At 73.2% G+C, this 21,593-nt stretch carries 16 protein-coding genes; 12 read left to right on the top strand and 4 right to left on the bottom strand.

The features are described from left to right. Window positions 1–3 precede the first annotated feature (3 nt). Window positions 4–273, bottom strand: coding sequence for a hypothetical protein (locus tag Scani_RS29915; RefSeq protein WP_159480896.1), 270 nt, complete (start codon window positions 271–273; stop codon window positions 4–6). 469 nt (window positions 274–742) lie between these two features. Between Scani_RS29915 and Scani_RS29920 the strand changes: the two genes are divergently transcribed. Then, window positions 743–3,895 (top strand): glycoside hydrolase family 84 protein, encoded by a 3,153-nt coding sequence (locus Scani_RS29920; RefSeq protein ID WP_159482455.1) that lies wholly within the window; start codon window positions 743–745, stop codon window positions 3,893–3,895. A 287-nt stretch (window positions 3,896–4,182) separates the two neighbouring features. Here the strand turns inward: Scani_RS29920 and Scani_RS29925 are convergent, their stop codons facing one another. Next, a complete protein-coding gene (locus Scani_RS29925) occupies window positions 4,183–4,719 on the bottom strand; it encodes an HNH endonuclease (protein ID WP_006605595.1) in 537 nt (178 codons plus the stop codon). Window positions 4,720–5,010: 291 nt separating this feature from the next. Here Scani_RS29925 and Scani_RS29930 point away from each other — a divergent pair, with 291 nt between their 5' ends. Next, complete coding sequence (locus Scani_RS29930) at window positions 5,011–6,102, top strand: mechanosensitive ion channel family protein (protein ID WP_159480897.1); 1,092 nt, start codon at window positions 5,011–5,013, stop codon at window positions 6,100–6,102. Window positions 6,103–6,176: 74 nt separating this feature from the next. Here the strand turns inward: Scani_RS29930 and Scani_RS29935 are convergent, their stop codons facing one another. Beyond that, window positions 6,177–7,235, bottom strand: a complete 1,059-nt coding sequence (locus tag Scani_RS29935) for an RICIN domain-containing protein (protein ID WP_159480898.1) — start codon at window positions 7,233–7,235, stop codon at window positions 6,177–6,179. Window positions 7,236–7,529: 294 nt separating this feature from the next. Here Scani_RS29935 and Scani_RS29940 point away from each other — a divergent pair, with 294 nt between their 5' ends. From Scani_RS29940 to Scani_RS29965, 6 genes are all read left to right on the top strand, one after another. Further along, window positions 7,530–8,666, top strand: coding sequence for an ROK family transcriptional regulator (locus Scani_RS29940; protein WP_159480899.1), 1,137 nt, complete (start codon window positions 7,530–7,532; stop codon window positions 8,664–8,666). A 149-nt stretch (window positions 8,667–8,815) separates the two neighbouring features. Next, entirely contained in the window at window positions 8,816–9,862 is a 1,047-nt protein-coding gene (locus tag Scani_RS29945; RefSeq protein WP_281392070.1) for an extracellular solute-binding protein, read from the top strand. Between the two features lie 12 nt (window positions 9,863–9,874). Further along, the gene (locus Scani_RS29950; RefSeq protein WP_159480900.1) at window positions 9,875–10,831 is read left to right on the top strand and encodes a carbohydrate ABC transporter permease; all 957 of its coding nucleotides are present in this window, start codon (window positions 9,875–9,877) and stop codon (window positions 10,829–10,831) included. Between the two features lie 6 nt (window positions 10,832–10,837). Continuing rightward, window positions 10,838–11,737, top strand: coding sequence for a carbohydrate ABC transporter permease (locus tag Scani_RS29955; RefSeq protein ID WP_159480901.1), 900 nt, complete (start codon window positions 10,838–10,840; stop codon window positions 11,735–11,737). Between the two features lie 6 nt (window positions 11,738–11,743). After that, complete coding sequence (locus Scani_RS29960; protein WP_159480902.1) at window positions 11,744–13,063, top strand: 6-phospho-beta-glucosidase; 1,320 nt, start codon at window positions 11,744–11,746, stop codon at window positions 13,061–13,063. Next, window positions 13,054–14,034, top strand: coding sequence for an N-acetylglucosamine kinase (locus Scani_RS29965; protein WP_159480903.1), 981 nt, complete (start codon window positions 13,054–13,056; stop codon window positions 14,032–14,034). The genes Scani_RS29960 and Scani_RS29965 overlap by 10 nt, the downstream gene beginning before the upstream one ends. A gap of 73 nt (window positions 14,035–14,107) precedes the next feature. Here the strand turns inward: Scani_RS29965 and Scani_RS29970 are convergent, their stop codons facing one another. Beyond that, complete coding sequence (locus tag Scani_RS29970; protein WP_159480904.1) at window positions 14,108–14,800, bottom strand: FadR/GntR family transcriptional regulator; 693 nt, start codon at window positions 14,798–14,800, stop codon at window positions 14,108–14,110. 317 nt (window positions 14,801–15,117) lie between these two features. On the opposite strand from Scani_RS29970, the gene Scani_RS29975 reads away from it, so the two are divergent. The 4 genes from Scani_RS29975 to Scani_RS29990 all read left to right on the top strand — a co-directional run bounded on the left by Scani_RS29975 (window position 15,118) and on the right by Scani_RS29990 (window position 21,592). Then, window positions 15,118–16,491, top strand: a complete 1,374-nt coding sequence (locus tag Scani_RS29975; protein WP_159480905.1) for a GlnX family signal transduction membrane protein — start codon at window positions 15,118–15,120, stop codon at window positions 16,489–16,491. A gap of 20 nt (window positions 16,492–16,511) precedes the next feature. After that, window positions 16,512–17,537, top strand: coding sequence for a glutamate ABC transporter substrate-binding protein (locus tag Scani_RS29980; RefSeq protein ID WP_159480906.1), 1,026 nt, complete (start codon window positions 16,512–16,514; stop codon window positions 17,535–17,537). 147 nt (window positions 17,538–17,684) lie between these two features. Then, complete coding sequence (locus tag Scani_RS29985) at window positions 17,685–19,004, top strand: coiled-coil domain-containing protein (RefSeq protein ID WP_159480907.1); 1,320 nt, start codon at window positions 17,685–17,687, stop codon at window positions 19,002–19,004. Next, window positions 19,001–21,592: a serine/threonine-protein kinase gene (locus tag Scani_RS29990; RefSeq protein ID WP_159480908.1), complete on the top strand. Its 2,592-nt coding sequence runs from the start codon at window positions 19,001–19,003 to the stop codon at window positions 21,590–21,592. The genes Scani_RS29985 and Scani_RS29990 overlap by 4 nt, the downstream gene beginning before the upstream one ends. The last annotated feature ends 1 nt before the right edge of the window (window position 21,593 follow it).

A 21,593-nucleotide genomic window follows, 5' to 3' on the forward strand; every position in this document is an offset into this window, starting at 1 on the left:
TCCTCAGACCTCCATGGACTCCGTACCCAGGCCGGCGGCTGTCGGCTCGCTGGTCAGCGGCAGCTCGGCAGCGATCGGGACCTCACTGGTCAGCGGCGCGGCGTCGGCGAGCGGGGGCTCGCTGGTCAGCGGCGGCTCGACGAAGCTGAAGGATCCGGAGCCGTCGAGCCCGGAATCGGGGTCGGACACCCCGTCGAAGATGTCGGGCTCCATCGTCGCACCTCCCGGTTTGGAGGACAGGGCGTCGAGGAGCAGCTGAGCGGATGCGGCCACGAGGGCCTCCCGTTCATCGGTAATGGGACACGTGGGCCCTACCCACTCGACACGATCGCAGACGTATCTGTTCACGAAACGTGACCCAGGTCACATTATGCCCCACGCAGGCGATTTCACTGCGGGGAAGCCCGGCAGGCGTACAGAACGCCGAGGAAGCGGGCCTCGGGACGGAAGTTCTGCGGACCGGCGCACCCCCGGATCCCGCCCGCGGCACCGGCCCGGAACGGGGGGGCACGGCCTGCGGTCCGCACCCCCGGCATCGCCTGGTTGACACCCGAACCGCCACAATGGTGGGCTCACGGCCGAAGGTCTGTCCGAACGGGCATCGGCGGGGTAAACGGGGCGCCGGTGCGGACCGGTGGGTGAGTGACGGGGACGAGGAGCAGCCGTGCGAGGCCGGGGCGTATGGAGCGTCGGAAATATCGGTAGGGGCGGCAGGGGGAACGGCGCGGGCGCCCGCGCGCGGGTGGCCGGGACCACCGCGCTGGCCGCCGCGGTCATCGGAGGCCTGATCGGCGGGGTACCCAGCGCCCAGGCGGCGCCCGCGGACCGCGCCGTCGGCGCCCCCGACCGGCCGGACCGCCCGGCCGACGCCGGGCGGACGCCCTCGGTCTGGCCGCGCCCGCAGTCGATGCGGGAGCTCGGCGCCGCCGTACCGCTGGGCCGCGAGGCGGTCCTGGTGGCCGCACCGGACACCGACCCCTACGCGCTGGACGTGCTGCGCGGCCTGCTGCGGGACGCCGGGGTGCACACCGTCCGCGAACCGTCGCCCGGCGACCGGCTGCCCGCGGCCGGGCCGGTGATCCGGGTCGGTGGCGAGCAGGCCGCGGACGCCCTGCGGGCGCTGCGGGCCCCTGGCCGCGGGGACCTGCCCGCCGGCGGCTACCGCCTGGCCGTGGGCCAGGTCGCGGGCCGGGACACCGTCGCCCTGGACGGCGTCGGCCCCGACGGCCTCTTCCACGCCGCGCAGACGCTGCGGCAACTGGTCACCGACGGCTCTGCAGAGGCAGCATCGCGCAGCGATTCCAGCCGTGGCGGGCGACGGGCGGGAAGGCAGCTCGCCTCGGTGGCCGTGCGCGACTGGCCCGGCACGGCGGTGCGCGGCACCACCGAGGGGTTCTTCGGGCAGCCCTGGAGCCAGGCGCAGCGGCTCGCCCAGCTGGACTTCATGGGGCGCACCAAGCAGAACCACTACCTGTACGCGCCGGGCGACGATCCGTACCGCCAGGCACAATGGCGCGACCCCTACCCGGCCGACCGGCGCGCCGGTTTCCGGGCGCTGGCGGAGCGCGCCCGCGCCAACCACGTCACGCTCGGCTGGGCCCTCGCCCCCGGGCAGGCGATGTGCCTGTCCTCCGAGGAGGACATGCGGGCACTGCGGCGCAAGGTGGACGCGATGTGGGCGCTGGGCGTGCGCTCCTTCCAGCTGCAGTTCCAGGACGTCAGCTACAGCGAATGGCACTGCGACGCCGACGCGGACACCTTCGGCACCGGCCCCCGGGCCGCCGCCGAGGCCCAGGCCCGGGTCGCCAACGCGCTCGCCGCGCACCTGGCACAGCGCCACCCGCGGTCCGCGGCGCTCTCGCTGATGCCGACGGAGTACTACCAGGACGGCGCGACGACGTACCGCCGGGCGCTCGCCGACGCGCTCGGCGACCGGGTCGAGGTGGCCTGGACCGGGGTGGGCGTGGTCCCGCGGACCATCACCGGCGGCGAGCTGTCCGCCGCCCGCCAGGCGTTCGACCACTCCCTGGTCACCATGGACAACTACCCGGTCAACGACTACGCCCAGGACCGGATCTTCCTCGGGCCCTACCGGGGCCGGGAGCCGGCCGTCGCCACCGGCTCCAAGGCACTGCTCGCCAACGCCATGGCGCAGCCGCTCGCCTCGCGCATCCCGCTGTTCACGGCCGCCGACTACGCGTGGAACCCGCGCGACTACCGCCCTGAGGAGTCCTGGGACGCGGCCGTCGACGATCTGGCGGGCGGCGACGCCCGGGGCCGTGCCGCGCTGCACGCGCTGGCCGGCAACGCCTCCTCCTCGCTGCTGAACCGGACCGAGTCGGGGTACCTGCAGCCCCTGATCGACCGCTTCTGGAAGGCCCGTGAGGTGGCGGTCAACCACGGCCGGCCCGGCCGGGACCCGGACCTCGCCAAGGCGGCCAAGGCCCTGCGGGCCGCGTTCCACACCATGAGCACCGCGCCCCGGGACCTGCGCTCGGACCTGGCCGCGGAGATCCGTCCGTGGGCCGAGCAGCTGGCCCGCTACGGCAGCGCCGGCGAGCAGGCCGTCGACACGCTCATGGCACAGGCCCACGACGACGGGGACGCCGCCTGGTCGGCCCAGCGCACCGTGCAGCGGCTGCGCAAGAAGTGCCGGCAGAGCCCGGTGACGGTCGGCAAGGGGGTGCTGGCCCCGTTCCTGGACCGGGCGATGACCGAGGCCGACGCCTGGACCGGCGCCCGCCACGAGGCCCCCCGGCCCGACGACGGCGCCGATCCGACGTCCCTGACCGTCCCCTTCGAGCGGACCCGGCCGCTGGCCGCGGTGACCGCGCTGACCGATCCGGGCCCGTCCGCGAGCGCCGTCTCCGTGGAAGCGCACGTCCCGGGCGAGGGCTGGCGTCGCCTCGACCGGCTCTCCCCGACCGGCTGGACCGAGTCGAGGACGCCCCGGCTGCGTGCCGACGCGGTACGGCTGACCTGGGCGAAGGGTGTGGACGCCCCGACCGTGCGCGCGTTCACCCCCTGGTTCGACGACACCCCGGCCGCCGGGCTCGAACTGTCCCGCAAGGAGTCGGACGCGCAGACCGGCGACAGCGCCGCGGTGGACGCCCTGATCTACTCCCGCCGCCCCGGCGACGTCCGCGGCAAGCTGTCGGTCAAGGCACCCAAGGGCTTCCGGGTGCACGCCCCCGACAAGGTCGTCGCACCACGGGGCGGCACGGCCACGGTCCGCATCAGGGTCGACGTCCCCGAGGGCGCGCCGTCCGGGACGTACGAGATCCCGGTGGAGTTCGGCGGCGCGGAGCAGACGCTGACGGTGCGCACCTACCCGCGCACCGACGGCAAGGACCTGGCGCGCGGCACCGTCGCCACCTCCTCCGGCGACGAGACCGCCGGCTTCCCGGCCTCGGCGGCCACCGACGGGAACCCCGGTACCCGCTGGTCCTCCCCCGCCGAGGACGGCGCCTGGCTGCAGTTCGCGCTGGCCCATCCGACCCGCCTCGGCCGGCTCGTCCTGAACTGGCAGGACGCCTACGCCGCCCGCTACCGCATCCAGGTCTCGCCGGACGGCCGCAGCTGGCGCACGGCGGCCACGGTCCGGGACGGCAAGGGCGGCCGCGAATCCGTGCGGATGGACGCCGAGGGCGCCCGGTTCGTCCGCATCCAGGGCGACAAGCGCGCCACCCGCTTCGGCTACTCGCTGTGGTCGGTGGAGGCGTACGCGGTCGCGGACGAGGGATCGGCGGGCCCGGACACCGGAAAGCCGGGCACGGACCAGGGGCCGGCGGGCAACGACCGCGGATCAGCGGGCAAGGGCCAGGGGCCTGCGGGCAGGGACCGCGGGCCGGCCGGCCGCGAGGACCGTGGATCGGCGGGCAAGGGGAACGGCTGAGCGGTACGGCGTCCGCGGCGACCGCCCTGGTGCGCCGTCTCCGGACCGGAGGACGTGCGGGTGCCACGAAGAGCCGTACGGCTCGGCGAACGCCGTGCACCGCGGCGGGGCCCGGCCCCTGGTGCCGACGCGGGCGAGCCCTGCCGCTGGGGTGTGAGGCTGCCGTCGTGGGCGCCGCGGGACCCTCGTCGCCGCGGCGGTCGGCCACGGGGGCGAGGGTCCGGCGGCGTCCGCCCCGGCCGGAGCGAGAGGTGCGGTACCACCGCCGGAGACGCAGAAACCCGGATCTAAGCCGATACGGCGTCGATCCGGGCCAGGGCGTCGTCCGCGCCGTACGGCTGCAAGTAGGGCAGCCAGCGCGGGTCACGATGGCCAGTGCCGATGATCCGCCACGCCAGTCCCGACGGCGGAGCGGGCTGATGCCGCAGCCGCCAGCCGATCTCGGCGACATGGCGGTCGGCCTTGACGTGATTGCAGCGCCGGCACGCGGCGACGACGTTCTCCCAGGTGTGCTGACCTCCGCGGCTGCGCGGGATGACGTGGTCGACGCTGGTTGCGACGCCACCGCAGTACATACAGCGCCCGCCGTCACGGGCGAACAGCGCCCGGCGGGTCAGTGGCACGGGGCCGCGAAAGGGCACCCGCACGAACCGCTTCAAGCGGACCACGCTCGGAGCAGGTATGACATGGGTCGCACTGTGCATCAGGGCGCCGGACTCCTCGAGGCTCACAGCCTTCTCATTGAGGACGAGGATGAGCGCGCGGCGGAGCGGTACGACGCCGAGCGGCTCGTACGACGCGTTGAGGACCAGGACATGCGGCACGGGTGCCTCCTTGTACGCCGGCGGCGCGTGGCTCGCGCCGGGACGATCTCCCCACAGTGTCCCCCGGTGCCTGGTGGGAGCGCCACCATGACCGAGTAACGGGTCGGAGGTGTTTTCCACCACACACCGGTACGACCATTCCGCAACCGGGCGCATTCCGGCCTGCGCACAACTATCCGACTCGAACAAGGGCGCGGACCGCTCCTGTTGCCCCGTTAGTGTGGTTGGTCTGCCCGGTTCACGGTGTCCCACCGGGGCCCGGGTCTGCTGTCCCACACGGAAGGTTCGACTGTGTTCTGGTCCGCTTCGCCGGCCGCTGCCGCGCACCTCAGCGCCGCCACGCCCGGCTCATCCGGCCCGACGTCGCTCGACGACGCCACGGACAAGGCCACCAACGCCGCCGGCTGGGTGCAGGAGAACTGGGGGACGTGGCTCACGTCCGGCCTGCAGATCTTGCTGATCATCGTGATCGCGGTGGTACTGCGGCATGTGATCCGCCGCACCATCACCAAGCTCATCGAGCGGATGAACCGCACGGTGGCCGCCGCCCAGGGCACCGCGCTGGGCGGGCTGCTCGTCAACGCCGAGAGACGCAGACAGCGCTCCGAGGCCATCGGCTCGGTGCTGCGCAGCGTCGCCTCCTTCGTGATCATGGGCACCGCCGCCCTGACCGTGCTCTCCGTACTGAAGATCAACCTGGCGCCGCTGCTGGCCAGTGCCGGTGTGGCCGGTGTCGCCATCGGTTTCGGCGCCCGCAACCTCGTCACCGACTTCCTCTCCGGCGTCTTCATGATCCTGGAGGACCAGTACGGCGTCGGCGACGAGATCGACGCGGGGGTGGCCACCGGTACGGTCATCGAGGTCGGCCTGCGCGTCACCAAGCTGCGCGGCCCCAACGGCGCGATCTGGTACATCCGCAACGGCGAGGTCAAGCGGATCGGCAACCTCAGCCAGGGCTGGTCCACCGCCGCCGTCGATGTGGTGATCGCCGCCGACCAGGACCTGGAGCGCGCCCGCGGGACCATCACCGCCGCCGGCGAGGAGATGTCCAAGGCCGAGCCCTGGAACGAGCAGCTGTGGGAGGGCGTGGAGGTCCTCGGCCTGAGCGAGGTCCACCTGGACACGGTCACCATCAGCGTCTCGGCCAAGACCATGCCCGGCAAGGCCCCCGGCGTCGAGCGCGAACTGCGCTGGCGCATCAAGCGCGCCCTGGACGCCGCCGGCGTCCACCTCGCCCCGCGCCCGGCCCCCGAGGAAGAGGAGGAGGAGGAAGCCGCCGACCCCACCGCCGGTGTCGCCGCCCCCTCCGCCCTCAACAACCCCCTGTCCCCCCAGTCCCTGGCGACCTCCCCGATCGCGTCGCCGTCCAAGATGGGGAAGTAGACCGGACGTCCGGGCCCGACGGGCCTTCGACCAGGGCGTGGGCCCGCACGACGCGTGCGGGCCCACGCCCTGGTTCAGTTGTTGCAGGTGGTGAAGTCCGGGCTGGTCTGCGCCAGGTAGATGCTGGAGCGGCCCTGGTCATCGCTCCGCAGCGGAACGGTGACCGTGTCGTTCGCCTTCCACGGGAAGCCGTTCGCGTCGAAGGTCCACGCACCGGTCACCTTCGTCGCCAGCTCCGACAGCGCCACCCAGCCGTACTGACGCGACGGCACGGTGATGACCAGGCTGTTGCCGAGATCCGTACGCAGGTCGTAGGTGACCTGGCCGGAGAGGGTGAGGCTGACGCTGGTCTGGACAGGGCTCGCGGCTCCCGTGCCGAGCGTCGAGGTGAAGGACACGCCGAGCTGGCTCGACCAGCCGGTGGAGGTGCTCAGCGAGAACGTCCACGGCACCGGCGCCTCGGTGCCGTTGTACCAGACGGGAGAGATGCACTGCTTGGGCAGCGGCGCGGCCGGAGCCTGCGACCCCTTCGTCCACGAGCAGGTGGTGGCGTCCTTCTGGCAGCGCTGCGACGCATGGGTCACCGCGGCCTTGAGCACGGCGCCGGTCGCCGACGAGGGGATCTTCCACTGCTGTGCCCTGCTGCCGTTGCAGCCGTAGCTCTGGGTCCACGCGTCGTCGTACTGGGCGGCCAGGACGACGTCGATGCACTTGTCGTCGCCGGCATTACGGATCATGAAGGTGTCGCTGGTGCCGCTCACGGGCTGGAAGTACCAGCGCAGGCCGGACGATCCGGAACAGGACCGCTGCTTGAGCGGGTAGCCGGCTTCGATGCACTTGCCCGTGGCGTCGTTGACGAGGGTGAACGTTCCGTCGGCCTGGGCGGCGGCGTTCCACTTCTGGTGGTACCCGGGCGCGGAGTTGGTGACGATGAAGACACCGTCCCCGGTGTTGCCGTTCTGCACGTCAAGGTTCCGGCCATTGTTGACGGACGTGAACGTGAGGCCGCTCAGGTCCGGTCCGTCGTCGGCCCGGGCCGTGCCGGCCTGGGCGGTCAGGCCGAGGGTGAGGGTGAGCGCTGCGATGAGGACGGCGAGCGCACTGCGTAAGCCGCTGCGTCTGGGCGGTTTCATGCCGGTCCAACTCCCTTGTCCGATCGGTGTGTTGGTGGTGTAGTCCACCTTCCCCGGCACGCTATCGCCCCCTATGCCCCCGCGGCGGCGCTTCGCCGCGAGTGCGCCGGGGAAACTGGGCCCGCCCCTCCCATTGACGGGGCCCGGACCCGCGCCCTACCTTCCTTTTCAGCGATTGGAAGGTTTCTTAACAGATGCTCGGTGGCCGTTGCGGCCGCCGGTGGACGGGGGACGGTCATGTCCGGTGGGCACAGGGCGCAGGGGACGCCGGGGACGCCGCGGGTGTTGCGGGCCATGAACGACCGGGCCGCGCTCGATCTGCTGGTGTCGCAGGGCCCGTTGACCCGTACGCAGATCGGGGAGCTGACCGGGCTGTCGAAGCCCACCGCCTCGCAGTTGCTGGCGCGGCTGGAGGCGGCGGGGCTGGTGCGGACGACCGGGAACGTGACCGGGCGGCCGGGGCCCAGCGCGCAGTTGTACGAGATCGATCCGGCGGTGGCGCATATCGCCGCGCTGGCCGTCGATCAGCTGGGGATCACCGCCGCCGTCGCCGACATCACCGGGCAGGTGCTCGGGGAGGAACGGGTCGACACCGACGCCGTGGCCGAGGACGCGCCGAACCGGACGGCGCAACTGGTCGCGCGGGCGGTCGACGGGGCGCTGGCCAAGGCCGGGCTGGGGCGCGAGGAGCTGCACGGGGCGGTGATCGGCACACCCGGTGCGCTGGACCCGGGGACCGGGCGGCTGCGCTATGCGCCGCATCTGCCGGGCTGGCACTCGCGGGCGCTGAAGGAAGAGCTGGCCGAGGTGCTGGGCACACCGATCACCATCGAGAACGATGTGAATCTGGCGGCGGTCGCCGAGCAGCACGACGGCGCCGCACAGGACGCCGACGACTTCGTGCTGGTGTGGGCCGACGAGGGGGTCGGCGCCGCCATCGTGCTGGAGGGCCGGCTGCTGCGCGGGGCCACCGGCGGTGCGGGCGAGATCGGCTATATGCCGCTGCCCGGCGCCCCGTTGTCCCGGGGCGGCGACCGCAGCGCCGCGCAGGCGGACGCCGGGGGTGGCTTCCAGCGGCTCGTCGGTTCGCCGAGCGTGGTCGAACTGGCCCGGGAGTACGGGGACCCACAGGTCCGTACGGTCGCCGAGGCGCTGGCGCACGACGAGGTCCGGGCCGAGGTCGCGCGGCGGCTGGCGACCGGGATCGCGGCCGTGGTCGCGGTCGTCGACCCGCGGCTGGTGGTGCTCTCCGGCGAGGTCGCACAGGCCGGCGGGGAGGCGCTGCGTGCCCTGGTCGAGGCGGAGTTCACCGGGCTCGCGCTGCCCCGGCCCGTCCTGCGCCTGAGCGATGTCGACGGCCCTCCGATCCTCCTCGGCGCGCTGCGGACGGCGCTCGCGGAGGTGCGCGACGCGGTGTTCCGGACCGGCTGAACCGGCTGCATCGGCTGAAACGGGGCTATCGGCTCGGCGCCGGGCCCGGTGACGGCGCCGCGGCCCGGACAGGCGGTCGCCGTGCCCCGGTCGCCGCCGGACGCGCCCGTGCCGGAGCGGCCGAGCGGATCACCACCCGCGTCACTTCGGTGTCGTCGTTCACCACCAACAATGTGGGGCAGTACTGCTCGTCGGGCATGTGGGTGGATCTCGATCCGTTCCTGAAGAAGACCGGGGTGGACAAGGAGAAGGTCTTCCCCAAGCCCCTCCTGGATTACACGAGTTATGCGGGGGAGCAGTGCGCCCTGCCGCTGCTCGCCGATTCCTACGGGCTGTACTACAACAAGGACGCGTTTCGGAAGGCCGGGATCACACGGCCCCCGCGCACCATGTCCGAGCTGCGACGCGACGCCGTCAAACTCACCCGGCGGGACGGGAACGGCTCCTACCGGCAGGTCGGCTTCATGCCCAACTTCCGGCTCTATCAGAACAGTCCGGACCGCCTGTTCGCCCAATGGGGGCCGGAGTATTTCGACCGGAAGGGCGGCGCACGGCTCGCCGAGGAACCGGCGAGCCGGAAATTCTTCGCCACCGCACGCGCGTTGCTGGACGCCCAGGGCGGCTACGGGCCGCTGGAGAAATTCCGTACCACCTTCGGCGACGAGATGTCGTCACAGAACGCCTTTCTGACCCAGAAGCTGGCCATGCACATGGACGGTGAGTGGCGCGGGCTGATGCTCCGCCGGGCGAAGGCCCCCTTCGCCTGGGGCACGGCGCCGATGCCGGTGCCCGACGACCAGGCGGACACCTACGGCCGGGGGTACCTGACGGGGACCGTCGCCGGCATCGCGCACAGCAGCCGGCACCAGAACGCGGCGTGGGAGCTGGTGAAGTTCCTGACCGTGGACACCGACCAAGTGGTCCGTTTCGCCAATGCCATCCATAACGTGCCGTCGACGTATGCCGCGCTCCATTCACCCGGCCTGGACGCCGATCCGACGTTCCGCACCTTTCTCGACATCGCACGGAATCCGCGCAGTGTGGCCCTGCCGCCGTCCACCAACGGCGGACAGTACGTCACCGCGCTGCAGGACTTCGCCTATCGCGTCGAGGCCGGAAAGGTCCCCGATCTCGACGCGGGGCTGCGCGGACTGGACGCCCGGATCGACGCCGACACCCTTCAGTCCGAGAACTGACGGAGAACCGCTATGGCATCCACCGCTCTCGCGCCACCCGCACTCCGCCGAAAGCGCAGGCGCGAGCGGCTGCGCACCCTCGGTTTCCTCTCCCCCTGGCTCGTCGGATTCCCGGTCTTCTTCGGCTATCCGCTGATCGCCACCGTGTACTTCTCGTTCATGCACTACAACCAGATCGAAGCCCCGGAATTCGTGGGGCTGCGGAACTGGACCTATGTGCTGACGCAGATGCCGCTGCTCGGGCCCGCGCTGTGGAACACCCTGTGGCTGGTCGTGGTGATGGTCGCGCTGCGGGTGGTGTTCGGCCTGGGCATCGGCCTTCTCGTCACAAAGATCAAGACGGGCGCCGGCCTCTTCCGTACGGCCTTCTATCTGCCGTATCTGGCGCCCCCGGTGGCGGCCACCGTGGCCTTCGTCTTCCTGCTCAACCCCGGCACCGGGCCCGTCAACGGCCTCCTCGGGGCGCTCGGCATCCCCGCCCCGGCCTGGTTCAACGACCCCGCCTGGGCCAAGCCGTCGCTGGTCGTGCTGTCCCTGTGGGGCATCGGCGACCTGATGGTGATCTTCGTGGCGGCGCTGCTGGACGTCCCCAGGGAGCAGTACGAGGCCGCCGAGCTCGACGGGGCCGGCTCCTGGGGGAAGTTCCGCTACGTCACCTGGCCGTCGCTCACCCCGATCGTGCTGTTCGCGGTGGTCACCGGCGTCGTCCAGACCATGCAGTACTACACCCAGGCACTGGTCGCCGGAAAGCTCGCCTCCGGCGTCTCCATCGGCCCCGGCACGGTCATCCAGCCCGGCTACCCGGACCACGCCACCCTCACCGTCCCGCAGCTCGTCTACTCCCTGGGCTTCCAGAACTTCAACACCGGCGCGGCGTGCGTGCTCTCCCTCGTGCTGTTCGTCCTCGCCATGGCCGTCACCACCCTGCTGCTGCGCAAGCGCGCCGGCCTGCTCCGGGCGGAGGACTGATCCGGCATGGTCACCACGGCCCTCACCACACGCCGCGCCCCGGCCCGCGGCACCACCACCGGCCCGGCCCGCCGCGCCCACCGCACCCGGCTGCTGCACTGGATCGCCGTGCACGCCGTCGCCCTCGCCGCCGCGCTCTTCTTCGTCCTGCCGTTCGTGTTCGTCTGGCTCACCTCCGTCATGAGCGACGCCCAGGCGATGAGCGGCGCGTTGTGGCCGCACGAGTGGCACTGGTCGAACTACCTCACCGTCTTCGAGACCCCCGGGTTCCTGGACTGGTGGAAGAACTCCCTGCTCTACGCGGGCCTGGGCACCCTCTTCACGGTCTGCTCGGCCGTCCCGGTCGCCCATGCGCTCGCCACGTTCCGCTTCCGCGGCCGGCGCACCGCGCTGCTCCTGGTCATCTCCACGATGATGCTGCCGCCGCAGGTCATCGTGATCCCGATGTACCTGGTCTGGGCGCAGCAGCTGCATCTGGCCGGCTCGCTGTGGCCGCTGATCCTCCCGATGGCGTTCGGCGACGCGTACTCGATCTTCCTGCTGCGGCAGTTCCTGCTGACCATCCCGCGGGAGTACCTCGAAGCGGCGAAGGTCGACGGCTGCGGGGAGCTGCGCACCCTGCTGAAGATCATCGTCCCGATGGCCCGGCCCGGTATCGCCGCCGTCGCCCTCTTCCAGTTCTTCTTCTGCTGGAACGACTACTTCGGCCCGCAGATCTACGCCGCACAGAACCCGGCGTCCTGGACGCTCTCCTTGGGGCTGGAGTCCTTCAAGAGCGCGCACAGCGTCAACTGGAACCTCACCATGGCCGCGACGCTGCTGGTCATGGCGCCGGTCATGGTCGTTTTCTTCTTCGCACAGAAGGCCTTCGTCGAAGGCGTCACGCTCACCGGAGTGAAGGGCTGATCCTGCATGCCGTCTCCCCAGGGAGCCACCCCGCACCCCCGCGTCAAGCTCGCCGTGGTCGGCGGCGGCTCGACCTACACCCCCGAACTCGTCGACGGCTTCGCGCGCCTGCGGGACGTCCTGCCGCTGGCGGAACTCGTCCTCGTCGACCCGGCGGCGGACCGGCTGGAGCTGGTGGGCGGTCTGGCCCGGCGGATCTTCGCCAAGCAGGGGCACCCGGGCCGGATCTCCTGGACCTCCGACCTGGACGCGGGCGTCGACGGCGCGGACGCCGTACTGCTGCAACTGCGCATCGGCGGCCAGGCCGCCCGCCAACAGGACGAGACCTGGCCCCTGGAGTGCGGCTGCGTCGGCCAGGAGACCACCGGCGCCGGCGGCCTCGCCAAGGCGCTGCGCACGGTCCCCGTCGTCCTGGACATCGCCGAGCGGGTGCGCCGCCGCAACCCCGGAGGCTGGATCGTCGACTTCACCAACCCCGTCGGCATCGTCACCCGGGCGCTGCTCGCCCACGGCCACCGGGCCGTCGGGCTGTGCAACGTCGCCATCGGCTTCCAGCGCAAGTTCGCCGCGCTGCTGGGGGTCTCCCCCGGCGAGGTCGAGCTGGAGCACATCGGCCTCAACCACCTCACCTGGGAGCGGGCGGTACGCGTCGGGGGCGAGGACGTCCTCCCCCGGCTGCTGGCGGAACACGGTGACACCCTCGCCGGCCACCTGCGCATGCCCCGCCCGCTCCTCGACCGCCTCGGCGTCGTCCCCTCCTACTATCTGCGCTACTACTACCAACACGACGCGGTCGTACGGGAGCTGCGCGGCACACCCTCCCGCGCGGCGGAGGTCGCCGCCATCGAGCGACAGCTCCTGGAGATGTACGGCGATCCGGCGCTCGACGAGAAGCCGGAGCTGCTGTCCCGGCGCGGCGGCGCCTTCTACTCCGAGGCCGCGGTGGCGCTCACCTCGTCCCTCCTGCGGGACGTCGGGGACACCCAGGTCGTCAACACGCTCAACCGCGGCACCCTGCCGTTCCTGCCCGACGACGCGGTGATCGAGGTGCCCGCGACCGTGGACTCGACGGGCGCCACGCCCCTCCCCGTACGCCCCCTCGAACCGCTGTACGCCGGGCTGGTCGCGCACGTCACCGCCTACGAACACCTCGCCCTGGAGGCCGCGCTGTGGGGCAGGGACGGCCGGAACGCCGACCGGTCCGGCGGGCGCGATGCCGTCTTCTCCGCCCTCCTCGCCCACCCGCTCATCGGCCAGACCGACCACGCGGACCGGCTCACCGACGAGCTGCTCGCGCACAACCGGGAGCACCTCACGTGGGCCTGACCGGCACGGCGCTCGCCATCGACGCGGGCAACAGCAAGACCGACGTGGCGCTGGTGGCCGCGGACGGCAGGCTCCTCGGCACGGCGCGCGGCGGCGGTTTCCAGCCGCCGGTGGTGGGCGTCGGCCGGGCGGTCGACGCCCTGGCGCCGCTGGTGCACTCGGCCCTGGCCCGGGCCGGGCACACCGGCCCCGTCGACCACCTCTCCGCCTTCCTCGCCAACGCCGATCTCCCCGTGGAGGAGGCCGGTCTCACCGCCGAGACGGCGGGCCGGGGGTGGGCGCGGACGGTGAGCGTCCGCAACGACACCTTCGCGCTGCTGCGGGCCGGGCTGCCGGACGACGGGGAGCGGGTGGGCGTCGCCGTGGTGTGCGGGGCGGGCATCAACTGCGCGGGGACCGGCCGTGCGGGGGCCACCGCGCGCTTCCCCGCCCTCGGCCGGCTCTCCGGGGACTGGGGCGGCGGGGCGTTCCTCGCCGACGAGGCGCTGTGGTGCGCGGCCCGCGCCGAGGACGGCCGCGGCGCACCGACCCGGCTGGCCACGGCCCTGCCCGCGCACTTCGGCCTGACCACCATGCGGGAACTGATCGAGGCACTGCACCTGCGGTCCCTGCCCGGCCACCGCCGCCATGAACTGACGCCGCTCCTCTTCACCGTCGCGGAGTCCGGCGACCCGGTCGCCCGCGCCATCGTGGCCCGCCAGGCGGAGGAGATCGCCCTCCTGGCGACCGTCGCCCTGGAGCGTCTCGGCCTCCTCGGCGAAACGGCCCCCGTGGTCCTGGGCGGCGGGGTCCTGGCCGCCCGGCACCCGCTCCTCCACGACCGGATCACCCGCCTCCTCGCGGAGCGCGCGCCCAAGGCGGTCCCCCAGGTGGTGACCGCCCCGCCCGTATTGGGCGCGGCCCTGGACACCTTGGACCGGGCGGGGGCGGAGGCGGGGGCCTATGCGCGCTTGAGGGGGGCTTGGGGGTAGGGGGCGGGACCGGGAGGGCGGGCGCGGGCGCGCCGGCCGGGCCTCCCGGGAGCCCCCGGCCGGCCCCCGGCCCTCAGTCCTCCCCCGGAAGCGCCAGATCCCGTACGTGCCCGGCGAGGAGGAGGACCGCGGCGTCCACGGCGGCCTGGGGGTTGCGGGCGCGGATGGCGTCGGTGAGGCGGGAGTGGGGGTCGTCGGGAGCGGCGGTGGCGGTGTCCAGGCAGGCGGCGCGGCGGAGTTCCTCGCGGAGGGCGGCGCTCAGGGAGCGGTAGATGTCGGCGAGGACGGGGTTGTCGCTCGCCTCGGCGACCAGGACGTGGAACTCCGCGTCGGCGGCGGTGAACGCCTCGTCGTCCTGCGCGGCGAGGGCCGCCCTCCGGCGGGCCAGCGCGGCCTCGATCCCGGCGAGCTGGGCGTCGGTCCGGTGTTTGGCGGCCTGGCGGGCGGCGACCACGTCGAGGCCCTGGCGGACCTGGGTGACATGGCTGAGCTCGGCGCGTTCGAGGCGGCGGCGCAGGGCGACCGCACTGTCGTCGTCGGAGATCACGAAGGTGCCGTCGCCCTGCCGGGGCTCCAGGAGGCCGGAGTGCACCAGGGACCGGACGGCCTCGCGGACCGAGGCGCGGCTGACGCCGAGGGTTTCGGAGAGCGCGCTCTCGGGCGGGATGCGGCTGCCCACCGGCCAGGCGCCGCTCACGATCTGCGCGCGGATCTCGTCGGTCGCGGTCTCCACGAGCGACACCCTGCCCTTGCGGACCGACTGCACGAGCTCACTCCCCCTCGGGCGCGGTGACCGGGCTCCGGCCTCACCTGATGTCTGACGACTTGCCGCCAACTCTAGGGGGTGTCGTTCGGATCATGGCGGGCTCGCGGGGCCTGGCACGATCCGAACGACACCCCCTGGTGCGGGCCCCGGTCGCGCGGCGGGCCCCGCCGGATCGCGATCCGAACAAGATCGGGGCAATTGTGGTGTGTGTGTCAGCGGCTACGGACATACTGCTGCCCATGCACCAGTCCTTCGCGTGAGCGCTCCCGGGCGCCGTGCGGGGCCGGTCCCGAAGTCAGCGCCCCAGGGGAGGTTCCGTGTCGATCACCAGCGTGTCACCGCCCGCCCCGGGGCGCAGGACGGCCTGGGCCGAGGGGCTGGACGAGCTGCGTGCCGCGGCGCGGACCGAGCCGGGCCGGCTGCGGGTGATCGGTGCCGTACTCGCCCTGCTGATGGTGCTGTTCGGCGCCGTCACGGCCTGGCAGGTCACGGACCGGGCGGCGGCCGCGGACGACGTGGTGGAGCACAGCCAGCCGCTGACCGCGGACGCGGCGAGCATCTACCGCTCGCTGGCGGACGCCGATACGACGGCCGCGGCAGGCTTCCTGGCCGGCGAGAAGGAGAGCGGGGCGATCCGCGACCGGTACGCCGCCGATATCTCCACGGCGTCCGCGTTGCTGGTCAAGGCGGCGGCCAACAGCAGCGGTTCGGACGGGGCGGGCGCGCAGATAGCGAAGCTCAACAGCGGGCTGCCGCGCTATACGGGGCTGGTGGAGACGGCGCGGGCGAACAACCGGCAGGGGCTGCCGCTGGGCGGCGCGTATCTGCGGTACGCCAATGAGCGGATGCGGACGGAACTCCTCCCCGCCGCACGGGCGTTGTACGACGCGGAGACGGACCGGCTGGCGGCGGACTACGGCGCGGCCGAGGCATGGCCGTGGTCCGCGATGGCGGCGGGGGTGGTGGCGATCGGTGCGCTGGGGTGGGCGCAGCGGCGGCACCACCGGCGCACCAACCGGGTGTTCAACAGGGGCCTGCTGGCGGCGACGGCGGCGTCCGCCGTGGTGTTGGTGTGGCTGGTGGCGGGGCATACGGTGGCGCGTACCGGGCTGACCGGTTCGTACGAGCACGGCGCCCGGTCGCTGCGGGTGCTCAACGAGGCGCGGATCGACGCGCTGCAGGCGCGCGGGGACGAGAATCTGACGCTGGTGGCGCGCGGTGCGGTGCTGACCGGCGGCCAGCAGGATTTCTACGAGGCCGGTTTCCGCTCCGGGATGGCGGATCTGGTGGGCGGGAGCGGGCACGGGGATGCGTCGGCGAGGAGCAGGCTGGGCGCGGCGCTGGCGCTGGCGGACGACGAGGCGGGACGGCGTCCGGTGCGCGAGGCGCTGACGCAGGTGCGGCAGTGGCAGGTGCGGCACGGCGAGGCGCGGGCGGCGGACGAGACGGGCGATTACGAGCGGGCGCTGGCCAAGGTGATCGGCGCGGAGGGGTCCACCGGGGAGTCCTTCGACCGGGTGGCCGCCGGGCTGCAGCGGGCGCTGGTGCACGAACAGGCGGAGTTCCGGTCGGCGGCGGACGCCGGGCGCAGGGCGCTGGGCGGGCTCGCGGTGGGGGCCGGGGTGCTGGCGGCGGCGGGGGCGGTGGGCGCGGTGCTGGGGATCGGCCGCAGGCTGGCGGAGTACCGGTGAGGAGGCCTGGTGGGAGGGGTATGAGGGTGCGGGCGCGAGGCCTGGTGAATCTGCGTGCCGTCCTGGCGCCGGTCGCGTCCGGAATGTGCGTGATGGCCGCGGCGGCCGCCGTACTGGTGCCGGCGCTGGGCGGCGACGCCGAGCGGGGCGGGCACGGCGGCGGCCGTGTCTCCTCGCCCGCGGCGACGCACCGGGCGTACGGCCCGGGGGCGGCGCCGGCCGCTCCGGCCGTCGCGCCGTGCACGGCGCGGAACGCCGCGGAGAGCCTGCGCCCCTCGTCGGAGGACGGGGCGGCGGTGACCCGGATCAAGGAGAAGGGCCAGCTGGTCGTCGGGGTGGACCAGAACACCTACCGGTGGGGGTATCGCGATCCGGCCACCGGCTCCCTGGAGGGTTTCGACATCGATCTGGCGCGGGCGATAGCCGTGGACATCCTGGGGCCGCATCCGCATGTGGTCTTCAAGGCGGTGCCGACCAACCAGCGGATTCCGGCGCTGCGCAAGCGCGCGGTCGACATGGTGGTGCGGACGATGACGATCAACTGTGCGCGCAAGCAGCAGGTGGCGTTCTCGACCTCGTATTTCCAGGCGGGGCAGCAGGTGCTGGCCCCGGTCGCCTCGAAGATCACGGCGTTCGACGATTCACTGCGGGGCAAGCGGGTGTGCACGGCGGCGGGTTCGACGGGCGAGTCCGAGCTGATGGCACGGGCGCACGGCGCGAAGGTGCTGACGGTGCCCAATCAACTCGACTGTCTGGTGCGGCTGCAGCTGGGCCGGGCGGACGCGGTGGTCACGGACAGTGCGCTGGCGGCGGCGCAGGCGGCCCAGGATCCGACGGTGGAGCTCAAGGGCGAGCCGTTCACGGACGAGTCGTACGGCGTGGCGATGAACAAGGACGACCCGGATCTGGTGCGGCGGGTGAACAAGGTCCTGGACGACTACCGGGGCGGCGGGGCGGACAGCCCCTGGATGCGTGCCTACCGCACGTGGCTGAAGGCCGATCTGCCGGGCATATCGGGGCCGCCTTCGCCGCAGTACAGCGACTGATCGCTCCAAGGAGCGGACTACCGCCGCCGAACGCCCCGGGAGGGCCGGATGCCGTCACTATGGAAGAGGACGTGGGAGGAGCCGACCTCGGCGGCCGGGTGGCCGCAGCAAACGCCGTGCACCGTACGCGTATTGGAGAGGTGATCGATGGGGGTCCCTGGACCCTTCCCCGGTTCTCCGGGGAGGCCCGATGCCCCGGTGCTGGGCCGGGAGGAGGTGGACCGCGCCCTGGCGCGGCTCGGTGCCGAGTACGAGGCGATCGAGACGTCGCTGCTCGCGTTGCAGGACCACGCGGGGCGCCGGCTGCTGGAGGGCGCCGGTCTGTCCGGCATCACCAAGGAGCGCTGGGCCGAGGCGGAGCGCTCCATCACGGTCCTGTGGACGCTGTTCGACGCGTATACGGCGGCGTTGGAGTCGGTGCGCGAGCTGCGCGAGCGGCGGCGCTGGCCGTCGCCGGAGGATCTGGCGGAGCTGACGGAGCTGCTGCACGGCGACGGGGTGACGGTGCCGGGTGCCGCCGCCGACGGCGCGGAGGACGGTCCGGCCCCGCTGGGCGAGCGGTTCAGTCTGGAGGGGCTCGTCGAGCGGATGAACGGGCTCTACGCGCGGTCGCTGGATGTCATCGTGGCCGCCGATGCCGTCTGGTCGACGCTGCCGGCCCGGATAGACCTGCTGTCGGCCGAGTTGCAGCGGACGCGTTCGCTGGCGCACCCGGTGGGCGTGCGCCCCGGTGAGCATCCGGCGGGCGACGACCTGGAGCGGATCACGGACGAGCTGGTGCGGCTGCGGGCCCGGGTGATCGCGGATCCGCTGGCGTTCTGGGTGTCGTCGTCGACCGGGAGTTCGGCGCCGGGCGGGGGCCGCCCGGACACCGCCCGCTACGACCGGGCGGCCCGTGCGCTGGAGGACATCCGGCGCGAGGTGGCGGCGGTGCTGGATGTGCGGCAGGACGCGGAGCGGCGGCTGATGCAGCTGCGTGACGTGCTGTCGCGGGCGGACCGCACACTGACCGAGGCGCGGCAGGCCCGTGGCGAGGTGCTCGCGAAGATCGCCGCGTCGGAGGTGCCGGCGGTCAGCGGCCCGTCGACGGCGCTGCACGAGCAGTTGGCGGCGGCCGCCGACTACCGCAGACGGGCGCAGTGGCACCGGCTCTCGCCGCTGCTGGACAGCCTGGAGGAGCGGGCGGAGGACGAACTCCTGCGGGCCCGCGAGTCGTTGACGGCGGTGACCGCGCCGCTGGCGGTGCGGGCCGAGCTGCGCAGCCGGCTGGACGCGTACCGGGCGAAGGTCTCGCGTCACGGTTTGGCGGAGGATTCGCTGCTGACGGAGCGGTACGACGTGGCGCGGCGGATGCTGTGGAGTGCGCCGTGCGATCTGCGGGCAGCCGAGCAGGCGGTGTGGCGCTATCAGCGGGCGGCCGCGGAGGCGTTGGTCCCGCAGCAGCTGGAGGGCAGGGGGGATTCGTGACGGAGCGGGCCGACGAGCGCTGCCAGCGGCGGGAGTGCGCGGGCAGCTACGAGGATGTCGGCGGCGGTGAGCTGTACTGCGACCTGTGCGGACTGGCACCGGTGGTCTCGCCGGACGGTCTGGTCTCCTCGCCGCCCACGGGCCTGACGGGCCGGGCGCTCGCGGACGACACGGCGGAGAGGGCACGGGCGGACCGCGAGGCGGCGGGGGCCTTGCTGACGGTCCCCTCCCCGGCCCCCGCTTCCGGCAACAGCGCGCCCTCCGCCCGTTCGTCGACGTCGCGGCGCTCGGTGTCCGGGCGGTTGTCGCGCGCGGTGTCCGGCGGGGCTGCGACCCGCGGGATCTCGGCGGTGTCGGTGCGCGGGGCGGGCAGCGGCTCGTCGTCCGGGGCGGCACGGGGACGGCTGGGCGCGGGGCTGGTGGCGGTGCCGGAGGTGCCGCGGCCCGATCCTCGTACGGCGGTGCTGGAGCATCCGGAGGTCCCGGAGCGGAAGCGGTTCTGCAGCCGCGCGGACTGCGGCGCTCCGGTGGGCCGGGCGCGGGGCGAGGAGCCGGGCCGTACGGAAGGCTTCTGCACCAAGTGCGGTCACCCGTACAGCTTCGTGCCCAAGCTGCGGCCCGGCGACATGGTGCACGGCCAGTACGAGGTCGTGGGCTGCCTGGCGCACGGCGGGCTCGGCTGGATCTATCTGGCGACGGACCATGCGGTCTCCGACCGGTGGGTGGTGCTCAAGGGGCTGCTGGACACCGGCGACGAGGAGGCGCTGGCGGTGGCGATGTCCGAGCGGCGCTTCCTCGCCGAGATCGAGCACGCCAACATCGTGCGGATCTACAACTTCGTGGAGCACCTCGACCGGGCGACGGGCAGCCTCGACGGCTACATCGTCATGGAGTACGTCGGCGGCAAATCGCTCAAGGAACTCGCCAACGACCGGCGCACGCCCCAGGGCAGGCGCGATCCGCTGCCGGTCGAACAGGCCTGTGCGTACGGCATCGAGGCGCTGGAGGCGCTCGGCCATCTGCACCGCCGCGGCTACCTCTACTGCGACTTCAAGGTCGACAACGCCATCCAGCAGCACGACCGGCTCAAGCTGATCGACATGGGCGCGGTGCGCAGGATGGACGACCACGAGAGCCCGATATACGGCACGATCGGCTACCAGGCACCCGAGATCGCCGCGCTGGGCCCGTCCGTCTCCTCCGACCTCTACACCGTCGCGCGCACCCTCGCGGTCCTCACCTTCGACTTCCAGGGCTATACGAACGTCTTCGCCGACTCGCTGCCCGATCCGGACCACATCGAGGTGTTCCGCGCCTACGAGTCGTTCTACCGGCTGCTGGTGCGCGCCACGGACCCGGACCGGGTGCGCCGATTCGCCTCGGCGGAGGAGATGGCCGAGCAGCTGACGGGCGTCCTGCGGGAGGTGGTGGCGCTCCAGTCGGGCGAGCCGCGGCCCGCGCTGTCCCCGCTGTTCGGGCCCGAACTCCGGGTGGTCGACACGGAGCTGACGGCCCCGGCGGAGGGCGACAGTTCGCGGCTGGGCGCACGGGGAGCGGCGCGCCGGGAGGAGCCGGTGTCCGGTGGCCCCGCGCTGCGCCCCCTGGACGTCGCCGGCGCCGCCCTGGCGCTCCCGGTGCCGCGGGTCGATCCCGGTGATCCCCACGCCGGACTGCTGGCCGGGCTGCTGGCCGCCCCGCCCGCCGAGCTGCTGGGCGCCCTGCGTTCGGCGCCGGCCGACTCCCTGGAGGTCCGGCTGCGGGCACTGCGCGCCCTCCTGGAGACGGGTGACGGCGCGGCGGCGCGGCAGGCGCTGGAGGAGATCGCGGCGGAGCCCGCGGAGCCGTGGGCCGCCGCGCGGCGGGGCGGCGACGAGCCCGGCACCTGGGGCGCGGACTGGCGGGTGGTGTGGCATCGCGGCCTGGTCTCGCTGTGGACCGGCGACCGCGAGAGCGCCGCGCTGGCGTTCGACGCGGTCTACGACGCCTTCCCCGGCGAGCCGGCGCCGAAGCTGGCGCTGGGGATCTGCGCCGAGCTGCTGGGGCAGTTGGACAACGCCGTGGAGTACTACCGCCTGGTGTGGGCGACCGACCGCAGCTATGTCAGCGCGGCGTTCGGGCTGGCGCGGGTGCGGCTGGCGGCGGGCGACCGCCGGGGCGCGGTCGAGGCACTGGAGTCCGTCCCGGAGTCGTCCATCCACTACATCGCGGCGCGGATCGCGGCGGTCCGCGCCCGGCTGCGGGAACGGCCGCCGCACGATCCGCTGTCGGCGGATCTGCGGGCGGCCGCCGAACAGGTCGAGGCGCTCGAGGACTTCGGTCTGGACGCCGAACGAAGGGAACAACTCACCACCGAAGTACTGGGCAGCGCCCTGGACTGGGTACTCTCCGGTAGCCACGGTGCCGGGCCGGACGGCACGGCGGGCGTGGACGAGCGGCCGTCGCTGCTCGGCAGCCCGCTGGACGAGCGCGGTCTGCGGTTCGGCCTGGAGCGGTCGTACCGGCTGCTGGCACGGCTGGCACAGCGTGGTGAGAAAAGGATCGAACTGGTGGAACGGGCCAACCGCTTCCGCCCCAGGACGTGGGTGTGAC

The sequence above is a fragment of the Streptomyces caniferus genome (assembly GCF_009811555.1).
GTDB classification, from domain to species: domain Bacteria; phylum Actinomycetota; class Actinomycetes; order Streptomycetales; family Streptomycetaceae; genus Streptomyces; species Streptomyces caniferus.